The sequence below is a fragment of the Sulfitobacter sp. 1A13353 genome (genome assembly GCF_043557255.1).
GTDB classification, from domain to species: Bacteria; Pseudomonadota; Alphaproteobacteria; order Rhodobacterales; family Rhodobacteraceae; genus Sulfitobacter; species Sulfitobacter faviae.
Genome location: NZ_JBIFFS010000005.1, coordinates 301,012 through 316,449 on the forward strand (window position 1 = coordinate 301,012; position 15,438 = coordinate 316,449).

Below are 15,438 nucleotides of genomic sequence, written 5' to 3' on the forward strand. Positions count from 1 at the left end.
CAAAACGATCCAACAAAACGGGCCCGGCAAAGAGGCCCAAACCAACCAAGGGAGACTGAAATGAAGATGAAATCACTGGTGATGGCGGCCTCGGTCGCGGCATTGGCGGCAGGCGGCGCATGGGCCGAAGAGGGCAAGGTGAAGGTCGGCATGATCACCACGCTTTCCGGCGGCGGCGCGGGCCTTGGCATTGACGTGCGCGACGGGTTCCTGCTGGCCACCAAGATGGCCGGGAACGAGAACCTTGAGGTCGTGGTCGAAGACGACCAGCGCAAGCCCGAGATCGCGGTGCAACTGGCCGACAAGATGATCCAGTCCGAGAAGGTCGATGTCATGACCGGCATCATCTGGTCCAACCTCGCCATGGCTGTGGTGCCAGCGGCGACGGCGCAGGGCAAATTCTACCTCTCGCCCAACGCCGGTCCCTCGGCGCTGGCAGGCAAGGGCTGCAACCCGCTTTACTTCAACGTGGCATGGCAGAACGACAACCTGCACGAGGCTGCGGGCGCCTATGCGAACGACGCGGGTCACAAAAACAGCTTCATCCTCGCGCCGAACTACCCCGCGGGCAAGGACGCGCTGACCGGCTACAAGCGCACCTACGAGGGCGAGGTCGCGGGCGAGGTCTATACCGATCTGGGCCAGACCGACTACGCCGCCGAGATCGCGCAGATCCGCGCGAGCGGCGCCGACAGCGTGTTCTTCTTCCTGCCCGGCGGCATGGGGATTTCCTTCCTCAAGCAATACGCCAATTCGGGCGTGGAACTGCCCGTGGTGGGGCCAGCCTTCAGCTTTGATCAGGGCATCCTTCAGGCCGTGGGCGAAGCCGCTGTTGGGATCAAGAACACCAGCCAGTGGAACAAGGATCTCGACAACGCGGCCAACAAGACCTTTGTCGAAGCCTTTCAGGAGGAATACGACCGTCTGCCCTCGCTCTACGCAAGCCAGGGCTATGACACCGCGAACCTGCTGCTGAGCGCGATGGAAAAGGCCGATGTGTCGGATGCCGAGGCCTTTGGCGCGGCGCTGAAAGAGGCTGATTTCGACAGCGTGCGGGGCAAATTCTCGTTTGGTAACAACAACCACCCGATCCAAGACTACTACGTGCGCGAAGTGGTCAAGGAGGGCGATGTCTATACCAACAAGCTCATCGGCCCCTCGCTGACCGATCACGCTGACGCCTACGCGGCTGACTGCAAGATGTAATCCCCCGCGGCCCCGGCGCTGACTTCAGGCCTGCCGGGGCCGACAATTCAACGCATTCACGCCGGGCTTCGTCCGGCGCGCCGGGAGGCTTTGCCAAATGTCATTCATCCTGCTCGTCGAACAGGTGCTGAACGGGGTCCAATCCGGGGTCATGTTGTTTCTCATGGCCGCCGGGCTCACGCTCATCTTCGGGGTCATGGGGCTCATTAACCTCGCCCATGGCTCGCTCTACATGGTCGGCGCCTTTGCCGCCGCGGCGGTGGCGGCGGCCACCGGGTCCTTCCTTTTGGCGCTGGTGGCCGCGCTTGCCGCTGCCGCATTGGCGGGCTGCCTGATCGAGATGACGGTGATCCGTCGCCTTTATGACCGCGACCACCTCGATCAGGTTCTGGCGACCTTCGCGATGATCCTTATCTTCTCCGAGGGCACGCGGTTCTTCTTTGGCTCCTTCCCGCTGTTTCTCGATATTCCCGCCGCGCTGGCGGGGCCGGTGACGCTGCCGGGCGGCATCCAGTATCCGCTTTACCGCCTCGTCATCATCGGCGTGGGCCTTGCCATCGCCGCCGGGCTCTTTTTGCTGATTGCCCGCACGCGCATCGGCATCCAGATCCGCGCGGGCGAGGCCGACCGCGAGATGATCGCGGCGCTCGGCGTCGACATCGCCAAGCTCTACACGCTGGTCTTCGCGCTCGGGGCCGCCCTTGCGGGTCTCGCCGGGGCGCTGGTGGGCGCGATCCAGTCGGTGCAGGTGGGCATGGGTGAGCCGGTGCTGATCCTTGCCTTCGTGGTGATCGTCATTGGTGGCATCGGCTCGATCAAGGGCGCACTGATCGGCGCGCTGCTGGTGGGGCTGACGGATACGCTGGGCTCGGTCCTGCTGCCGCTCTTCTTTGCCAATTTCATGGAGGCGTCGGCGGCCACCTCTGTCGGCTCCTCGCTCGCTTCCATGTCGATCTACATTCTCATGGCGGGGGTTCTTCTGTTCAAACCCACCGGCCTGTTTGGGGAGGCCTGAGCCATGATGCGCGAAACACTTGTAAACGTCTTTCTCTTCCTGCTCCTGCCGGTCACGGCGCTGGCGGCCTTCGCGCTGGACGAGCCTTTCATCATCACGCTGGCCACCAAGGCCGCGATCCTCGCGCTGGCCGGTGTGGGGCTGAACATCGCGCTCGGGTTGGGCGGGCTGGTCAGCTTCGGCCACGCGGCATTCTTTGGGCTTGGTGGCTATGCCATGGGCATCCTTGCCGCCCATGCGCAGAGCTACACGCCGATCATGGAGAGCCCTTTCCTGATCGAGGGCACGAAGTCGATGCCCATCATCTGGCTGGTGGCGATCGTGGTCTCCGCGCTGGCGGCGCTGCTGATCGGGGCGCTGTCTTTGCGCACCTCGGGCGTCTATTTCATCATGGTCACGCTCGCCTTCGGGCAGATGCTTTTCTACTTCTCGATCTCCTGGCCGGCCTATGGCGGCGAGGACGGGCTGTCGATCTATGTGCGCAACGGCTTTCCGGGGCTGAACACGCTCAACCCGCTGACCTTTTTCGCCATCGCCTTTGCCGTGCTGGCGCTGGTGCTGCTCTTCGCGGGCCGTCTGGCACGCGCGCCCTTTGGGCTGGCGCTTTCGGCGGCGCGGCAAAACGCCGAGCGGGTCGAGAGCGTCGGCCTCGCGCCCTTCCGTCTGCGGCTGGTGGCCTTTGTCATCTCGGGCGCGGTCACGGGCCTTGCGGGGGCGCTTTTTGCCGATCTCAACCGTTTCGTCAGCCCGACGATGTTCTCTTGGCAGACCTCCGGCGAGATCATGATCTTCGTGATCCTCGGCGGGGTGGGCCGGCTGTTTGGCCCGGTGGCCGGGGCGGCGCTTTTCATCTTGTTGGAGCATGTCCTGGGCGGGCTGTCGGAGTTCTGGCACATCTACCTCGGCTTTCTCTTGCTGATGGTGGTGCTCTTTGCCCGGGGCGGCATGATCGGCCTCATCGCCGGACGGGAGGTGGCCCATGACTGAGCAGATGACTGATGTGCTTTTGGACGTGCGCAACCTGCACAAGAGCTTTGGCGCCTTGAAGGCCACGGATGATGTCTCCATCACCCTGCGTCCGGGCGAGATCCACGCGCTCATCGGCCCCAACGGGGCGGGCAAATCGACGCTGATCAAGCAGATCGCGGGCGGGCTGCGCTCGGACAGCGGATCGGTGCATTTCGCGGGGCAGGACGTGACGCCGCTCAGCACCGTGCAGCGTGCGCGGGCGGGGCTAGGACGGACCTTTCAGATCTCCTCGTTGGCGATGGAATACACGGTGCTGCAAAACGCGGTGCTGGGCGCGCTTGGCCAGTCGGGCCGGGTCATGCGCTTCTTCGCGCCGGTGATGCGGCAGGCGGCGTTGCGGGCCGAGGCGATGCGCGCGCTGGAACTGGTGGGGCTGGCCGATCACGCGGCCAAGCGCACCTCGGACCTGTCGCACGGCCAACGCCGCCAGCTTGAGGTTGCGGTGGCGCTGACGCTGCGGCCCAAGGTCTTCCTGATGGACGAGCCAATGGCCGGGCTTGGCGCAAGTGGGTCGCGCGAGATGACCGGCTTTCTCGACGGCCTCAGGGCCGAGGCGCCGATCCTGCTGGTGGAGCATGACATGGACGCGGTCTTTGCACTCGCCGACCGCATCTCGGTGCTGGTTTACGGGCGCATCATCGCCAGCGGCACGGCGGCCGAGATCAAGGCCGATCCACAGGTCCGCGTGGCCTATCTGGGCGAGGAGGACGCGGCATGAGCTTGCTGGAACTGAAAGACATCACCGCCTCCTACGGGCCGACGCAGGCGCTTTTCGGCGTCGATCTGGCGCTGGAGGCGGGCGAGGTCTGCGCGCTGATGGGGCGCAACGGGATGGGCAAATCCTCGACCATCAAGGTGATCTGCCGGATGCTGAAACATGACGGCGGCACCCTGCACTTCGATGGGCGTGACATCGCGGGGCTTCCGTCATTTCGCGCCGCACAGGCTGGCGTGGGGCTGGTGCCCGAGGGACGGCGCTGTTTCGCGCCGCTGACGGTGCATGAAAACCTCATCGCCGCTGCACGTCCCGGCCCGTGGGATGAGGCGCGGGTGGTCGAACTCTTCCCCCGTCTGGGGGAGCGGCGCGATCAGGCGGCAGGCTCGCTCTCGGGCGGGGAGCAGCAGATGCTGGCGATTGGCCGCGCGCTGATGACCAACCCGCAACTCCTGCTGTTGGATGAGGCGACCGAGGGGCTGGCCCCGGTGGTGCGCCAAGAGATCTGGGCCGCCGTGGCCGAGCTGAAGCGCGACAGCGGTCTGGCGCTTCTGGTGGTGGACAAATCCCTCGCCGAGCTGCGGCGCGTGGCCGATCACGCCGTCATCCTCGAACGGGGCCGCTCGGTCTGGGTCGGTCCGATGCCCGCGCTCGATACTCAAATCGCCGACCAATTCCTCGGCGTGTGACTGTTAACAAAAAGGAACACGACATGTCGCATCAAATCATTCAGCCCGAAGGCTGGGCCCCCGCGAAAGGCTATGCAAACGGCGTGCTGAGCGCGGATGGCCATCTGTTCGTCGGCGGTCAGATCGGCTGGACCGCCGAGCAGAAGTTCGAATGCCACGATTTCATCGGCCAGATGAAACAGGCGCTGCAAAACATCCGCGAGGTGGTCGAAGCCGCAGGCGGCACGCCTGAGGATATCACCCGGCTGACGTGGTATGTCACGGATAAGAAAGAATATCTCGCCGCGCAAAAGGACGTGGGCCGGGCCTATCGCGAGGTCATGGGCAAGCATTTCCCAGCCATGGCGATGGTTGTCGTCGCCGGTCTGGTCGAGGATGAAGCCAAGCTTGAGATCGAAGCCGACGCGGTGATCGCGCGCTAAGCCAAGCCGCCGTCGGGGTCACCCCCGGCGGCGCAGCGCCGGAAGGGCCGCCGAAAAGGCGGAGGAAAGCGCAAAGAGACCCGCCGCGATGCTGACGATGCTGGGCCCCGTGGGCGTGTCGAACTCCAGCGAGGCCAGCAGCCCCCCGAGGGCCGCCACCGCGCCCAGACCCATGGCCCAAAAAGCCATGGTTTCCGGCGTGCGGGCAAAGGGGCGGGCGGTGGCGGCCGGGATGATCAGCATCGCCGCGATCAGCAACGCGCCGACCACTTTGATCGCCACCGCCACCATAATCGCCAGCGCCAGCGTCAGGATCAACTGCTCGCGCCGCGGATTGCCGCCTGCGGCCTGTGCCAGATCGGGGTTCAGCGTCGCCGCCAACAGCGCCGACCAGCGCCACGCCAGCAACAGCGCCACCGCGACGGCTCCGCCCCAGATCACGCCAAGGTCAAAGCGCGTGACGGCAAGTATCTCACCAAAAAGGTAAGAAGACAGATCGACCCGCTGCCCCGGCAGCAGGGATACGGCCACGAGGCCAAGCGCCAGCGCGGAATGGGCCATCACGCCCAAAAGCGCGTCGGCGCTGACATTGCGGCCCGACAGCGTGCTGATCACCAGCGCCATGACGAGGGCCACCAAAAGCACGCCCGCGGTGATCGACAGATCGGTCGCCAGCGCCAGTGCCACGCCCAAGAGGGCAGCATGGCTGGTGGCATCGCCGAAATAGGCCATGCGCCGCCAGATCACGAAACAGCCCAAAGGAGCGGCGGCCAGCGCCACGCCCAATCCGGCGAGGGCGGCGCGCAGAATGAAATCGTCAAGCATTCTCAGTCTCTTGGTGGTGGCCGTCACAGGCGGCGCCGTGATGGTGGTGGTGATGGTCGTGATCGTGCCGGTAGAGCGCGAGCGCCCCTTGGGTGCCGCTGCCAAAGAGGGCGCGGTATTCGGGCGCTTCGGATACGGTCTCGGGCGTGCCTTCGCAGCAGACATGGCCGTTGAGGCAGAGCACACGGTCGCTCGCCGCCATGACGACGTGCAGATCATGGCTGACCATCAGCACGGCGCAGCCGAGGTCTTGGCGCACGGCTTCGATCTGGCGGTAAAACGCGGCGGAGCCGGGTTGGTCCAGCCCCTGCGTCGCCTCGTCGAGGATCAGCAGATCGGGCCTTTCCAGCAGGGCGCGAGCCAGCAGCACGCGTTGGAATTGCCCGCCCGAGAGGTCGACCATCTGCCGCTCTGCCAGTTCCGGCACGCCAGCGGTGGCCAGCGCGCCGCGGATCGCTTCGGGCTTTTGGCGGCGGGGCAGGTTGATGAAACGGCGCACGGTGAGCGGCAGGGTCGCGTCGATCTGCAATTTTTGCGGCACATAGCCGATGCGCAGCCCCGGTTTGCGGGTGATCTTGCCCGCAGCCGGTTTCAGCGCGCCGATCAGCGCGCGCAGCAGGCTGGATTTGCCCGACCCGTTGGGGCCGACGATGGTGACGATCTCACCAGCGTCGATATTGAAGTTCACGTCGCGCAGGGCGATCTGACCGTCGTGGCGCAGGGTCAGGCCGCGCGTATTGATCAGGCTCATGCACCGGGCTCCTGACAGGCGGGGCAGAGGCCCTCGGCCTCGACCACGCTGCGCTCGATGCGGAACCCGGCAGCGCGGGCGGCATCGCCAAGGCGGCTTTTGTTCGGGGTTGTATCGGCCTCCGCCACCGAGCGGCAGCTGCGACAGATCAGAAAGGCGGGCGCGTGATCCTCGCCCGGGTGCACGCAGCCAACATAGGCGTTGAGCGCTTCGATTTTATGGGCGAGCCCGGCTTTCACCAGAAAATCCAAGGCGCGATAGGCCACGGGGGGCTGCGCGCCCAGCCCCTCGGCTGACAGGCGGGCGAGCAGGTCATAGGCGCCCAAGGCGCGGTGTTCCGACAGCAGGATCTCCAGCGCGCGGCGGCGCACCGGGGTCAGCCGCAGCCCGCGTTCGGCGCATTGCGCTTCGGCCACCTGCATGGTGCTCCGCACGCAGGCGGCGTGGTCATGATCACTGAATCCTATGGGGCGCATGGGGAACCTCAATTCGTTTCGGTATTGATATGTTATAACAGCGGTGATAGCAAGGTGATACTATAACATTTTGAAGGTCTGCCATGTATCGTTTCACGCTCCCCGCCGCCGTTCTCGCCGCTGCCGCGTCGCCGCTTTGGGCGGATGTCCCCGCCGTTGCGACAGATATCGCCCCGGTGCATGGGCTGGTGTCGCAGGTGATGGAAGGGGTCGGCACGCCCGACCTCATCGTGCCGCCGCGCAGCTCGCCCCATGGCTATGCCATGCGCCCCTCCGAGGCACGCGCGCTGAGCGGGGCCGATCTGGTCGTCTGGGTCGGCCCGTCGCTGACCCCATGGCTGGCCGATCCGCTGCAATCGCTGGCCAGCAGCGCCAGCCATCTGGCCTTGATGGAGCAGCCCGGCACGCGGGTTCTGGCCTTCCGCGAAGGGGCGACCTTTGAGCCGCATAGCCACGGTGACGAGGGGCATGAGGGTCACGAGGGCCATGATCACGCCGAGGAAGGGCATGACCACGACGCGCATGGGCATGATGACCACGGTCACGAGGGGCATGACCACGGCGCGCATGGGCATGATGACCACGGTCACGAGGGGCATGACCACGAAGAGCATGGTCACGACGAGCATGACGAAGAGCATGACCACGGCGACCACGATCACGATCACGAGGCGCATGACCACGAGGGGCACGACCACGGGGATCATGACGATCATGGCCATGGTGAGAAGGATCACGACGACCACGGCCATGACGACCACGGTCACGACGACCACGATCATGACGATCACGGCCACGAGGACCACGGCCATGAAGGTCACGATCACGCCCATGACGGCGACGATCCCCACGTCTGGCTCGACCCGCGCAACGGGCAGCTTTGGCTGGGCCAGATCGCCGAGGCGCTGGCGGAACTGGATCCTGAGAACGCCGCGCAATACCGTGAGAACGCCGAGGCCGCTCAGGCCGAGCTTGCGGTCTTGGAGGAAGACATCGCCGAGACCCTCGCCCCGGTCAAAGACCGCCCCTTCATCGTCTTCCATGACGCCTACCACTATTTCGAAGCGCGTTTCGACATCGAAGCCCGTGGTGCCATCAGCGAGAATGACGCCCGCGCCCCGGGGGCTGCACGTGTGGCAGAACTGCGCGACTTGGTGGCCGAGAGCGGCGCGAAATGCGTCTTTGCCGAGCCGCAGTTCAACCCCGGCCTGATTGCCGCCGTGACTGAGGGGCAGGAGACCGGGACCGGCACGCTCGACCCGATCGGCGCGGATCTGGAACTGGGTGTTTCTTTCTACCCCGATCTGCTGCGCGGCATGGCGCAGAGCATGTCTGACTGCCTGTCGGATTGATTTAGGCGCTGGCAAGGAAGCGGCTAATAGAAACAGCCCAATGAAAAGTGGTGCAGCCGGGGAAGCTGCACCACATCTTACATGCTGAAATGACTTTTATAGAATTCTGATCAGACGGCGATCTTGCCGCCGCCTTGCTTGGTAATGACGACCACCGCAGGGCGCGGGGGCATCTTAGGGTCGAAGTCGGGCCAACGGGTGGCCGGGTCTTCGAAGGTGCTTTCCCGCTCGAAACCGGGAATGTCCTTTGTCCCGTCCGTGCCTGGGTGCTGCACCGCGACGAAGAGGGTCTCGCCATCGTCGGTGAAGTAGGGGCCGCACATCTCACCGCCGATAGGGCAGCGGAAGAAGAGTTTCGAGGTGCCGCGCGCTTCGCCTTCGGTTTCCAGCGCATAAAGCCCGTCGGACTTGCCGGTCTTGCCCCAGCTGCTGCCCTGATCGGTGCTGATCCAGAGGCGCCCGTCGGCATCCATCGCGGCATTGTCGGGGCTGCCGAACCAGCCGTTCTCCGATGTCTCAGGGTTCCACTGGGCACCGACTTCGGCCACCTTTGGGTCACCACATTGCACAAGGATCGACCAAGTGCCGCTGGTGGCGGCGTGGTCGGCATTCGCTTCCTTGATCTCGATGATATGGCCAAAGCTGCTTTCCGGGCGCGGGTTGGCGGCGTTGGTGTCGCCCTGCTTGCGCTTGGTGTTGTTGGTCAGCAGGATATAGGCCGTGCCATCGCCGCGCGGCTGCGCGTCTTCGGGGCGGTCCATCGGGGTGGCGCCCAGCAGGTCGGCGGCAAGGCGGGTGTCGATCATCACGTCGCCTTGGTCGTTAAAGCCGTTCTCGGCGGTCAGCGGCCCGGTGCCATGCACCAGCGGCAGCCAGTTGATCGTGCCGTCCTCTTCGAACCGCGCGACATAGAGCGTGCCATCGTCCAGCAGATCGCCATTGGCCGCCGGATCATCGGAGACGGTCCCGGCAGAGACGTATTTGTATTGATAATCAAAGCGGTTGTCGTCGCCCATATAGACCACGAGCTTGCCATCTTTGCTGACCGTGGTCTCGGCGCCCTCATGGCGGAAACGGCCCAGAGCGGTGCGTTTGACGGGGGTTGAGGTCGGGTCCATCGGGTCAACCTCGACCACCCAGCCGAACTTATTGGGCATGTTCGGCTCGGCGTCCACGTTGAAACGGTCGTGTTTCTGCCCCCAAGCGTACCACATGCCCGGCACGCCGTAACGGTCCCAAGATTTCTCTTCCGCCGCACCGGTGATGTCGGGCTTGCCATCGGCATCCAGTTTGTCGGTCCAGAAATAGCCGTGGAAGTTTTCTTCGGCCATCAGCCATGTGCCCCAAGGGGTCAGCCCGCCCGCGCAGTTGTTGAGCGTGCCGATGACCTTGGTGCCGCTGGGGTCGTCGTTGGTTTGCAGCCGCGCGTGACCGGCGGCGGGGCCGCTCAGCGTCATCGCGGTGTCGAGCGGGGTGATGCGGCGGTTCATCTTGCCGTCGCGCACGACCTGCCATTTGCCCGCCGCGTCGCGGGCGATCTCGACGACCGAGCCGCCGTGGGCTGCCATTTCGATGTCGATCAACTCAGGCGTCATGCCTTTGAAGTTCACCTTGTCCTGACGGCCAAGACCGGGGAACATGACCTCTTCGTTGGTGTATTCGTGGTTCACGCAGAGCAGCCCGCGGCTGCCGTCGTCGTTCAGGGGCACGAAGCCCACGTAGTCGTTGTTATAGCCGAACTGTTTCGACTGCGCGGCGGCAGTCTGGTTCATCACGTCGAATTCCGGCGCATCGGCGGTGATCGGGTCGCCCCACCGCAGCAGGATCTGCGCGTCATAGCCGGGGGCAACGTGGTGGGTTTCGTCATTGCCCCATGCCAGCTCGTCAAAGACATAGCGGCTTTCGGCGGCGCGGGCCTTGGACGGGGCGATGGCGGCGGCACTGCCGAAAAGGGCGGTGGTGGCCGAAACCCCAAGCATCCCGCGCAGGATGTCGCGGCGGCCATAGCGGGCGTTGATCACATCGCCGATGGTGCGCGACAGGTTCGCATTGGTGGGGATGTCGTCGAATGCCTCAAAGGCTTCGGCCTTGTTGCCGATGGCGGGGTCGTTGAGAATCTCGCGGCGGGTCATCATGCTTCCTTAGGTGACTTGGCTGGCCTCCATCTGCATCATGACTGTCACGGTTTTATGACGCGTCAGACCGCGCTGCGGCGAAATCCTACGATGAGTTGGCGCAGGCCCAAAGCCGCGCCGGCAAAGATCGCGGCGAGGGTCACCGGCCCGCTGAAGGCCAGCACCGAGATGGCCGAGATGCCTTGCCCGATGGTGCAGCCCATGGCGATCACCGCACCTGCACCCATCAGCCCTGCGCCAAAAATCTGGCGGCGCAGTTCGCGCGGGTCCTCGCAGGCTTCCCAGCGGAAATGCCCCTGCCAGAGCGAGCCGAGAAAGGCCCCGACCCAGACCCCGGCGACGGAGCCGATGCCAAAGCTCAACGGGCGGACCGACCCCTGCATCGCATAGATCAACGTCTCTCCCACGGGGGCGGCATAGCTATGCGACATCAGTGTTTGCGCGCCAAAACCGGTCTGCGCCAGCCACGCCGTGCCCGCCCAGCCCGAGGTGATCGCCAGCCCGGCCACGGCGCCCCAGACCACTTTGCGCAGATCTCGGCGAAAGCTGCGGGCGCCGAGCATCAGCAGGCAGACCGCAAGGCCCAGCAGAATGCCGATCAGCGCCACCGATCCGCCGGTAAGCGCGGCCACCGCATGGGCGATCCCATCGGGCGGCCCGGCGTTCATCTGGCGCGGAAAGAGCAGGGCGCGCGCCGGGGCAAGCGGGCCAGAGAGCACGGTAAAGGCCGCAAGCCCCATGACCAAGACAATCACGAAGGCGCGCAGATCACCGCCGCCCAGCCGTGCCAAAGCGCCAAAGCCGCAGGTGCCCGCCAGCGCCATGCCATAGCCGAAGATCAGCCCGCCAAAGACCGCAGGCGCCCAAGAGAAGGCAATCGTCAGGTGAAAGGCGCGGTCGAGGTTGATCAGCCCCAAGCTAGCAAGCGTGAAACTACCCAGCATCGCCACGCCGATAGCCAGACCCCACATCCGCATCCGGTCGCCCGATCCGCCATAGAGCATGTCTTCGATCGCGCCGAGGGTGCAAAACCGCCCCAATCGTGCGGCGAGGCCCAGCAACACGCCGCCCAGCCCGCCCAGAAGGGCGGCGGTCAGCGGCTGGCCCCAAAGCTCAATCATCCTTGCAGAACAATTCGTAGACCAGTTCCAGCATCCTACGCGGGCGGTCGTCGGCCAGCCGGTAATAGATCGTCTTGCCATCGCGGCGCGGCGTGACCAGACCTTCGAGCCTGAGCCGCGACAGCTGCTGCGACACCGCCGCCTGCCGGGTCGAAAGCAGCGCCTCCAACTCGCTCACCGATTTCTCGCCAGAGACGAGGTGGCAAAGGATCATCAACCGCCCCTCATGGCTGATCGCCTTAAGGAAATTCGACGCGGTCACGGCATTTGCCAGCATCCGGTCCATGTCCTCTTGGGACATGTCGGGGGTCATCACGGGCAGGCTTGTCATTCGGTCGGGTCCTCGAAATCGGTCTTGTCGTGCAAGAGCGTATCAAGCATGGGCCAGAAGAACTCCGCACCGGGGTAGCCTTCGAGGCGGCCCAATTCGACATCGTCTTCGACCAGCAAGAAGGTCGGGGTGAAGATCACCGCACGCTGCGGGGTGACGCTTTCCTCCACGGCCGAGATATCGACGCGGCGCAGCGGGGCGAAAGCCCCTTCGGCGGTCTTGGGATAGGCGGGGGCGATCTCTTCGTCCCAACGTTGGCAATAGATGCAGCCGGGCTGTTCGACCATGACCAGTTCCACCGCCTCGTTGGGCCGGGCGGGCAGGGCGGTCAGCGCCGCAAGGCTCAGGGCGGTCAGTGTGCGGATCATCGGCTTGCCTGATTGACGTTTGGACGACACTCAACCTAATTTGAATATGTGAATTGTTCAAGCGCGGCGGACCGGCGCGGCGCGGGCGGGGGGTAACATGTTCGACATCACCTATGCAGGCGCGCTTTTCGCAGGGCTGCTCAGCTTCTTTACGCCCTGCATTCTGCCGATGGTGCCATTCTACCTTAGCTATATGGCGGGGCTCAGCGTGACCGAATTGCGCGGCGATGGTGCAATCGCGCCGGGGGCGCAGCGGCGCTTGGTGTTGTCTTCGCTGCTCTTCGCGCTTGGGGTCACGACGATCTTTGTTCTGCTCGGCATGGGTGCCACGGCCATCGGGCAGGTGTTCACCCAGTACCTTGAGCCGCTGAGCTGGGTGGCGGCAGCGATCCTGACGGTCTTTGGCCTGCACTTCCTCGGCGTGATCAAAGTGCCGCTGCTCTACCGCGAGGCGCGGTTGGAGGGGGGCGGCACGCCCACCTCGGTCTGGGGCGCCTATGTCATGGGGTTGGCCTTCGGCTTTGGCTGGACACCCTGCGTCGGCCCCGCGCTGGCGGCGATCTTGATGATTGCCTCGGGCATGGGCGATATCGCGCGGGGCGGGCTGTTGCTGGCCGCCTATGGCGCGGGGATGACCGCGCCCTTCGTAGTGGCCGCACTTTTCGCCAAACCGTTTCTTAACTGGGCCGCGCGGCATATGGCGCTGGTGCAAAAGGTGGAAAAGGCGATGGGGGTGATGCTGATCCTCTTTGCCGTGCTGATCGTGACCGGCGGGGTGCAACTGATCGCGGATGCGATGATCCGTTGGTTCCCCAGCTTCACGACGCTAGGATAGACGCAACAATCAGGAGGAGGACGCCAAGATGATCGGATCGAGGATAGGAGCCGCAGTGGCGGCGGCGATGCTGGCCTGGCCTTTGGCCGCGGCGGAACTGGGCGACGACGGGCTGCACAAGACGCCCTGGATGCGCGACACCTTCAAAGACCTGCGCGAGGATCTGGAGGAGGCCAGGGGCGAGGACAAACGTCTGATGCTGATTTTCGAGCAACGCGGCTGCATCTATTGCACCAAGATGCACGAAGAGGTTTTTCCCACCCTCGAGATCGCCAATTACATCGAAGAGAATTACTTTGTCGTGCAGCTGAACCTGCATGGCGATATCGAGGTGACCGATTTCGACGGGGAGACGCTCTCGGAAAAGCAGATGGCGCGGAAATGGGGGATTCTCTTTACTCCGACGCTGATGTTCCTGCCTCATGAGGTGCCCGAAGATGCGACCGCGCCGCAGGCGGCGGTGGCGGTGATGCCGGGGGCGTTCGGCAAGGGCACGACGCTTGATATGCTCACATGGGTAAACGAGGAACGCTATGCGCTGGACGGCGATGAGGATTTCCAACGCTACCACGCGCGGATGATCCAAGAGCGCAACAATGGCAGCACGGATTGACCCGGGAAAGCGGCGCCGCGCGTGTAAAGCTATTCAAAAGTTTGAATTTGTTGTTGCGCCGCGCCGCATCCCTGTCTTAGGGTCAGGTAAACCGGATCACACATCACCGTGATCGGCACTGGGAGGAAGTTTTCGATGATGAGATGGATCGCCGCCGCAATTGTGTCGGGCGCGCCCGTTCTGGCCGCCGCTGAAACCGTGGCACCTGCCGACGTGACCTATGATGACTATGGTTCGGTTGAACAATCCCTGACCGGGACACCCGGCGATGCCGCCAAGGGTGCGGCCATCGTCGGCAGCAAGAAGGCGGGCAACTGCGTGGCCTGCCACCAGATCAGCGCGCTCAGCGAGGTTCCCTTTCAGGGCGAAATAGGTCCGATGCTCGACGGGGCTGGCGACCGCTGGAACGAGGCCGAGTTGCGCGGCATCGTGGCCAATAGCAAGATGACCTTCGAAGGCTCGATGATGCCGTCCTATTACAAGACCAGCGGCTATGTCCGCCCCGGCGATGGCTTCACCGGCAAGGCGGGGACCGAGCCTCTGCCGCCGCTGCTGGATGCGCAGCAAATCGAAGATGTCGTGGCCTTTCTGGCAACGCTCAAAGAAGAGTGACGCGGCCCACCCGCCGCGCTGAGCAAGCGGTGGCGGGGGACCGGTGCAAGAGATCGCGATCAGCGCATCGCGGAATGGAATGACGGCGCGCTGCGCCGCCGACGAACAAGGAGATGAGAGATGAACTTCTCAAGACGTGAAACTCTGGGCCTCGGCCTTGGCGCCATGGCGCTGACCATCCTGCCGGTGGGGGCTTCGGCCGCCACGGTGGACGAATTGATCGCGGAATTCACCGGCGGAGCCGACATGGCCGACACCGGCGTGACCCTGACCGCGCCTGAAATTGCCGAGAATGGCAACACCGTGCCAATCTCGGTCGAAGCCCCGGGCGCTTCGGCCATCATGGTGCTGGCCGCAGGCAACCCGACGCCGCCCGTGGGCACCTTCAACTTCGGCCCGCTGGCGGGCAGCCGCAGCGCCTCCACCCGCATCCGGCTGGCGCAGACCCAAGACGTCATCGCCATCGCCAAGCTGGAAGACGGCACGTTCGCCCGCACCAGCGCCGAGATCAAAGTTACAATCGGTGGCTGCGGCGGCTAAGCCCGCGCGCCCCAAATCAGGAGTTTAGAAAATGGCAGAAGGTGTAACACCCCGCGTCAAAGTGCCGAAAAAGGCCGAGGCCGGCGAGGTCATCACGATCAAGACGCTGATCAGCCACCCGATGGAATCGGGCCAGCGCAAGGACAGCGACGGCAACGTCATCCCGCGTTCAATCATCAACCGCTTCACCGCCGAGTTCAACGGCGAGAACGTGATCGACGTGAAGATGGAACCGGCGATGTCGACCAACCCCTATTTCGAATTCGACGCCACTGTTCCGGAAGCGGGCGAGTTCAAGTTCACGTGGTACGACGACGACGGTTCGGTCTACGAAGAAGTCAAATCCATCGCCATCGGCTGACCCATCGGGTCAGCCAAGCGGCGCATGGAACAGGGAGGAAAG

At 64.4% G+C, this 15,438-nt stretch carries 19 protein-coding genes; 12 read left to right on the plus strand and 7 right to left on the minus strand.

Going from position 1 to position 15,438, the window contains the following annotated elements; genetic code table 11:
- Window positions 1-60: 60 nt before the first annotated feature.
- From ACGYLO_RS14350 to ACGYLO_RS14375, 6 genes are all read left to right on the plus strand, one after another.
- The gene (locus ACGYLO_RS14350; RefSeq protein WP_271689834.1) at window positions 61-1,206 is read left to right on the plus strand and encodes an ABC transporter substrate-binding protein; all 1,146 of its coding nucleotides are present in this window, start codon (window positions 61-63) and stop codon (window positions 1,204-1,206) included.
- A 97-nt stretch (window positions 1,207-1,303) separates the two neighbouring features.
- Complete coding sequence (locus ACGYLO_RS14355; RefSeq protein WP_136720382.1) at window positions 1,304-2,221, plus strand: branched-chain amino acid ABC transporter permease; 918 nt, start codon at window positions 1,304-1,306, stop codon at window positions 2,219-2,221.
- Between the two features lie 3 nt (window positions 2,222-2,224).
- Window positions 2,225-3,208, plus strand: a complete 984-nt coding sequence (locus ACGYLO_RS14360; protein ID WP_271689835.1) for a branched-chain amino acid ABC transporter permease — start codon at window positions 2,225-2,227, stop codon at window positions 3,206-3,208.
- 4 nt (window positions 3,209-3,212) lie between these two features.
- Window positions 3,213-3,968, plus strand: coding sequence for an ABC transporter ATP-binding protein (locus tag ACGYLO_RS14365; RefSeq protein ID WP_271689954.1), 756 nt, complete (start codon window positions 3,213-3,215; stop codon window positions 3,966-3,968).
- Window positions 3,965-4,654 carry an ABC transporter ATP-binding protein gene (locus tag ACGYLO_RS14370; RefSeq protein ID WP_271689836.1) on the plus strand — a complete coding sequence of 230 codons (690 nt, stop codon included), beginning with the start codon at window positions 3,965-3,967 and terminating at the stop codon, window positions 4,652-4,654. Before ACGYLO_RS14365 ends, ACGYLO_RS14370 begins: the two co-directional genes overlap by 4 nt.
- A 23-nt stretch (window positions 4,655-4,677) precedes the next feature.
- Window positions 4,678-5,076: a RidA family protein gene (locus tag ACGYLO_RS14375; protein WP_271689837.1), complete on the plus strand. Its 399-nt coding sequence runs from the start codon at window positions 4,678-4,680 to the stop codon at window positions 5,074-5,076.
- Window positions 5,077-5,094: 18 nt separating this feature from the next.
- Here ACGYLO_RS14375 and ACGYLO_RS14380 read toward each other — a convergent pair whose 3' ends face one another.
- The 3 genes from ACGYLO_RS14380 to ACGYLO_RS14390 are packed head-to-tail and all read right to left on the minus strand — an operon-like array spanning window position 5,095 to window position 7,128.
- Window positions 5,095-5,901, minus strand: coding sequence for a metal ABC transporter permease (locus tag ACGYLO_RS14380; protein ID WP_394376865.1), 807 nt, complete (start codon window positions 5,899-5,901; stop codon window positions 5,095-5,097).
- On the minus strand, window positions 5,894-6,652 hold the full coding sequence (locus ACGYLO_RS14385) for a metal ABC transporter ATP-binding protein (RefSeq protein WP_271689838.1): 759 nt from the start codon (window positions 6,650-6,652) through the stop codon (window positions 5,894-5,896). The genes ACGYLO_RS14380 and ACGYLO_RS14385 overlap by 8 nt, the downstream gene beginning before the upstream one ends.
- Window positions 6,649-7,128: a Fur family transcriptional regulator gene (locus ACGYLO_RS14390; RefSeq protein ID WP_067267520.1), complete on the minus strand. Its 480-nt coding sequence runs from the start codon at window positions 7,126-7,128 to the stop codon at window positions 6,649-6,651. Before ACGYLO_RS14390 ends, ACGYLO_RS14385 begins: the two co-directional genes overlap by 4 nt.
- Window positions 7,129-7,211: 83 nt before the next feature.
- On the opposite strand from ACGYLO_RS14390, the gene ACGYLO_RS14395 reads away from it, so the two are divergent.
- Window positions 7,212-8,480, plus strand: coding sequence for a zinc ABC transporter substrate-binding protein (locus tag ACGYLO_RS14395; RefSeq protein WP_271689839.1), 1,269 nt, complete (start codon window positions 7,212-7,214; stop codon window positions 8,478-8,480).
- A 110-nt stretch (window positions 8,481-8,590) separates the two neighbouring features.
- Here the strand turns inward: ACGYLO_RS14395 and ACGYLO_RS14400 are convergent, their stop codons facing one another.
- The 4 genes from ACGYLO_RS14400 to ACGYLO_RS14415 all read right to left on the minus strand — a co-directional run bounded on the left by ACGYLO_RS14400 (window position 8,591) and on the right by ACGYLO_RS14415 (window position 12,435).
- Complete coding sequence (locus tag ACGYLO_RS14400; protein ID WP_271689840.1) at window positions 8,591-10,612, minus strand: PhoX family phosphatase; 2,022 nt, start codon at window positions 10,610-10,612, stop codon at window positions 8,591-8,593.
- 65 nt (window positions 10,613-10,677) lie between these two features.
- Window positions 10,678-11,736, minus strand: a complete 1,059-nt coding sequence (locus ACGYLO_RS14405; RefSeq protein ID WP_271689841.1) for a YeeE/YedE family protein — start codon at window positions 11,734-11,736, stop codon at window positions 10,678-10,680.
- Window positions 11,729-12,067, minus strand: coding sequence for a helix-turn-helix transcriptional regulator (locus ACGYLO_RS14410; RefSeq protein WP_271689842.1), 339 nt, complete (start codon window positions 12,065-12,067; stop codon window positions 11,729-11,731). Before ACGYLO_RS14410 ends, ACGYLO_RS14405 begins: the two co-directional genes overlap by 8 nt.
- Entirely contained in the window at window positions 12,064-12,435 is a 372-nt protein-coding gene (locus tag ACGYLO_RS14415; protein WP_271689844.1) for a hypothetical protein, read from the minus strand. The genes ACGYLO_RS14410 and ACGYLO_RS14415 overlap by 4 nt, the downstream gene beginning before the upstream one ends.
- 97 nt (window positions 12,436-12,532) lie before the next feature.
- Between ACGYLO_RS14415 and ACGYLO_RS14420 the strand changes: the two genes are divergently transcribed.
- The 5 genes from ACGYLO_RS14420 to soxZ all read left to right on the plus strand — a co-directional run bounded on the left by ACGYLO_RS14420 (window position 12,533) and on the right by soxZ (window position 15,396).
- Window positions 12,533-13,270, plus strand: coding sequence for a cytochrome c biogenesis CcdA family protein (locus ACGYLO_RS14420; RefSeq protein ID WP_271689845.1), 738 nt, complete (start codon window positions 12,533-12,535; stop codon window positions 13,268-13,270).
- A gap of 28 nt (window positions 13,271-13,298) precedes the next feature.
- Window positions 13,299-13,883 carry a thioredoxin family protein gene (locus ACGYLO_RS14425; RefSeq protein WP_271689846.1) on the plus strand — a complete coding sequence of 195 codons (585 nt, stop codon included), beginning with the start codon at window positions 13,299-13,301 and terminating at the stop codon, window positions 13,881-13,883.
- A 135-nt stretch (window positions 13,884-14,018) separates the two neighbouring features.
- Complete coding sequence (soxX, locus tag ACGYLO_RS14430) at window positions 14,019-14,495, plus strand: sulfur oxidation c-type cytochrome SoxX (protein WP_394374194.1); 477 nt, start codon at window positions 14,019-14,021, stop codon at window positions 14,493-14,495.
- A 120-nt stretch (window positions 14,496-14,615) separates the two neighbouring features.
- On the plus strand, window positions 14,616-15,035 hold the full coding sequence (soxY, locus tag ACGYLO_RS14435; RefSeq protein WP_168613463.1) for a thiosulfate oxidation carrier protein SoxY: 420 nt from the start codon (window positions 14,616-14,618) through the stop codon (window positions 15,033-15,035).
- A gap of 31 nt (window positions 15,036-15,066) precedes the next feature.
- On the plus strand, window positions 15,067-15,396 hold the full coding sequence (soxZ, locus tag ACGYLO_RS14440; RefSeq protein ID WP_168613464.1) for a thiosulfate oxidation carrier complex protein SoxZ: 330 nt from the start codon (window positions 15,067-15,069) through the stop codon (window positions 15,394-15,396).
- Window positions 15,397-15,438 lie beyond the last annotated feature (42 nt).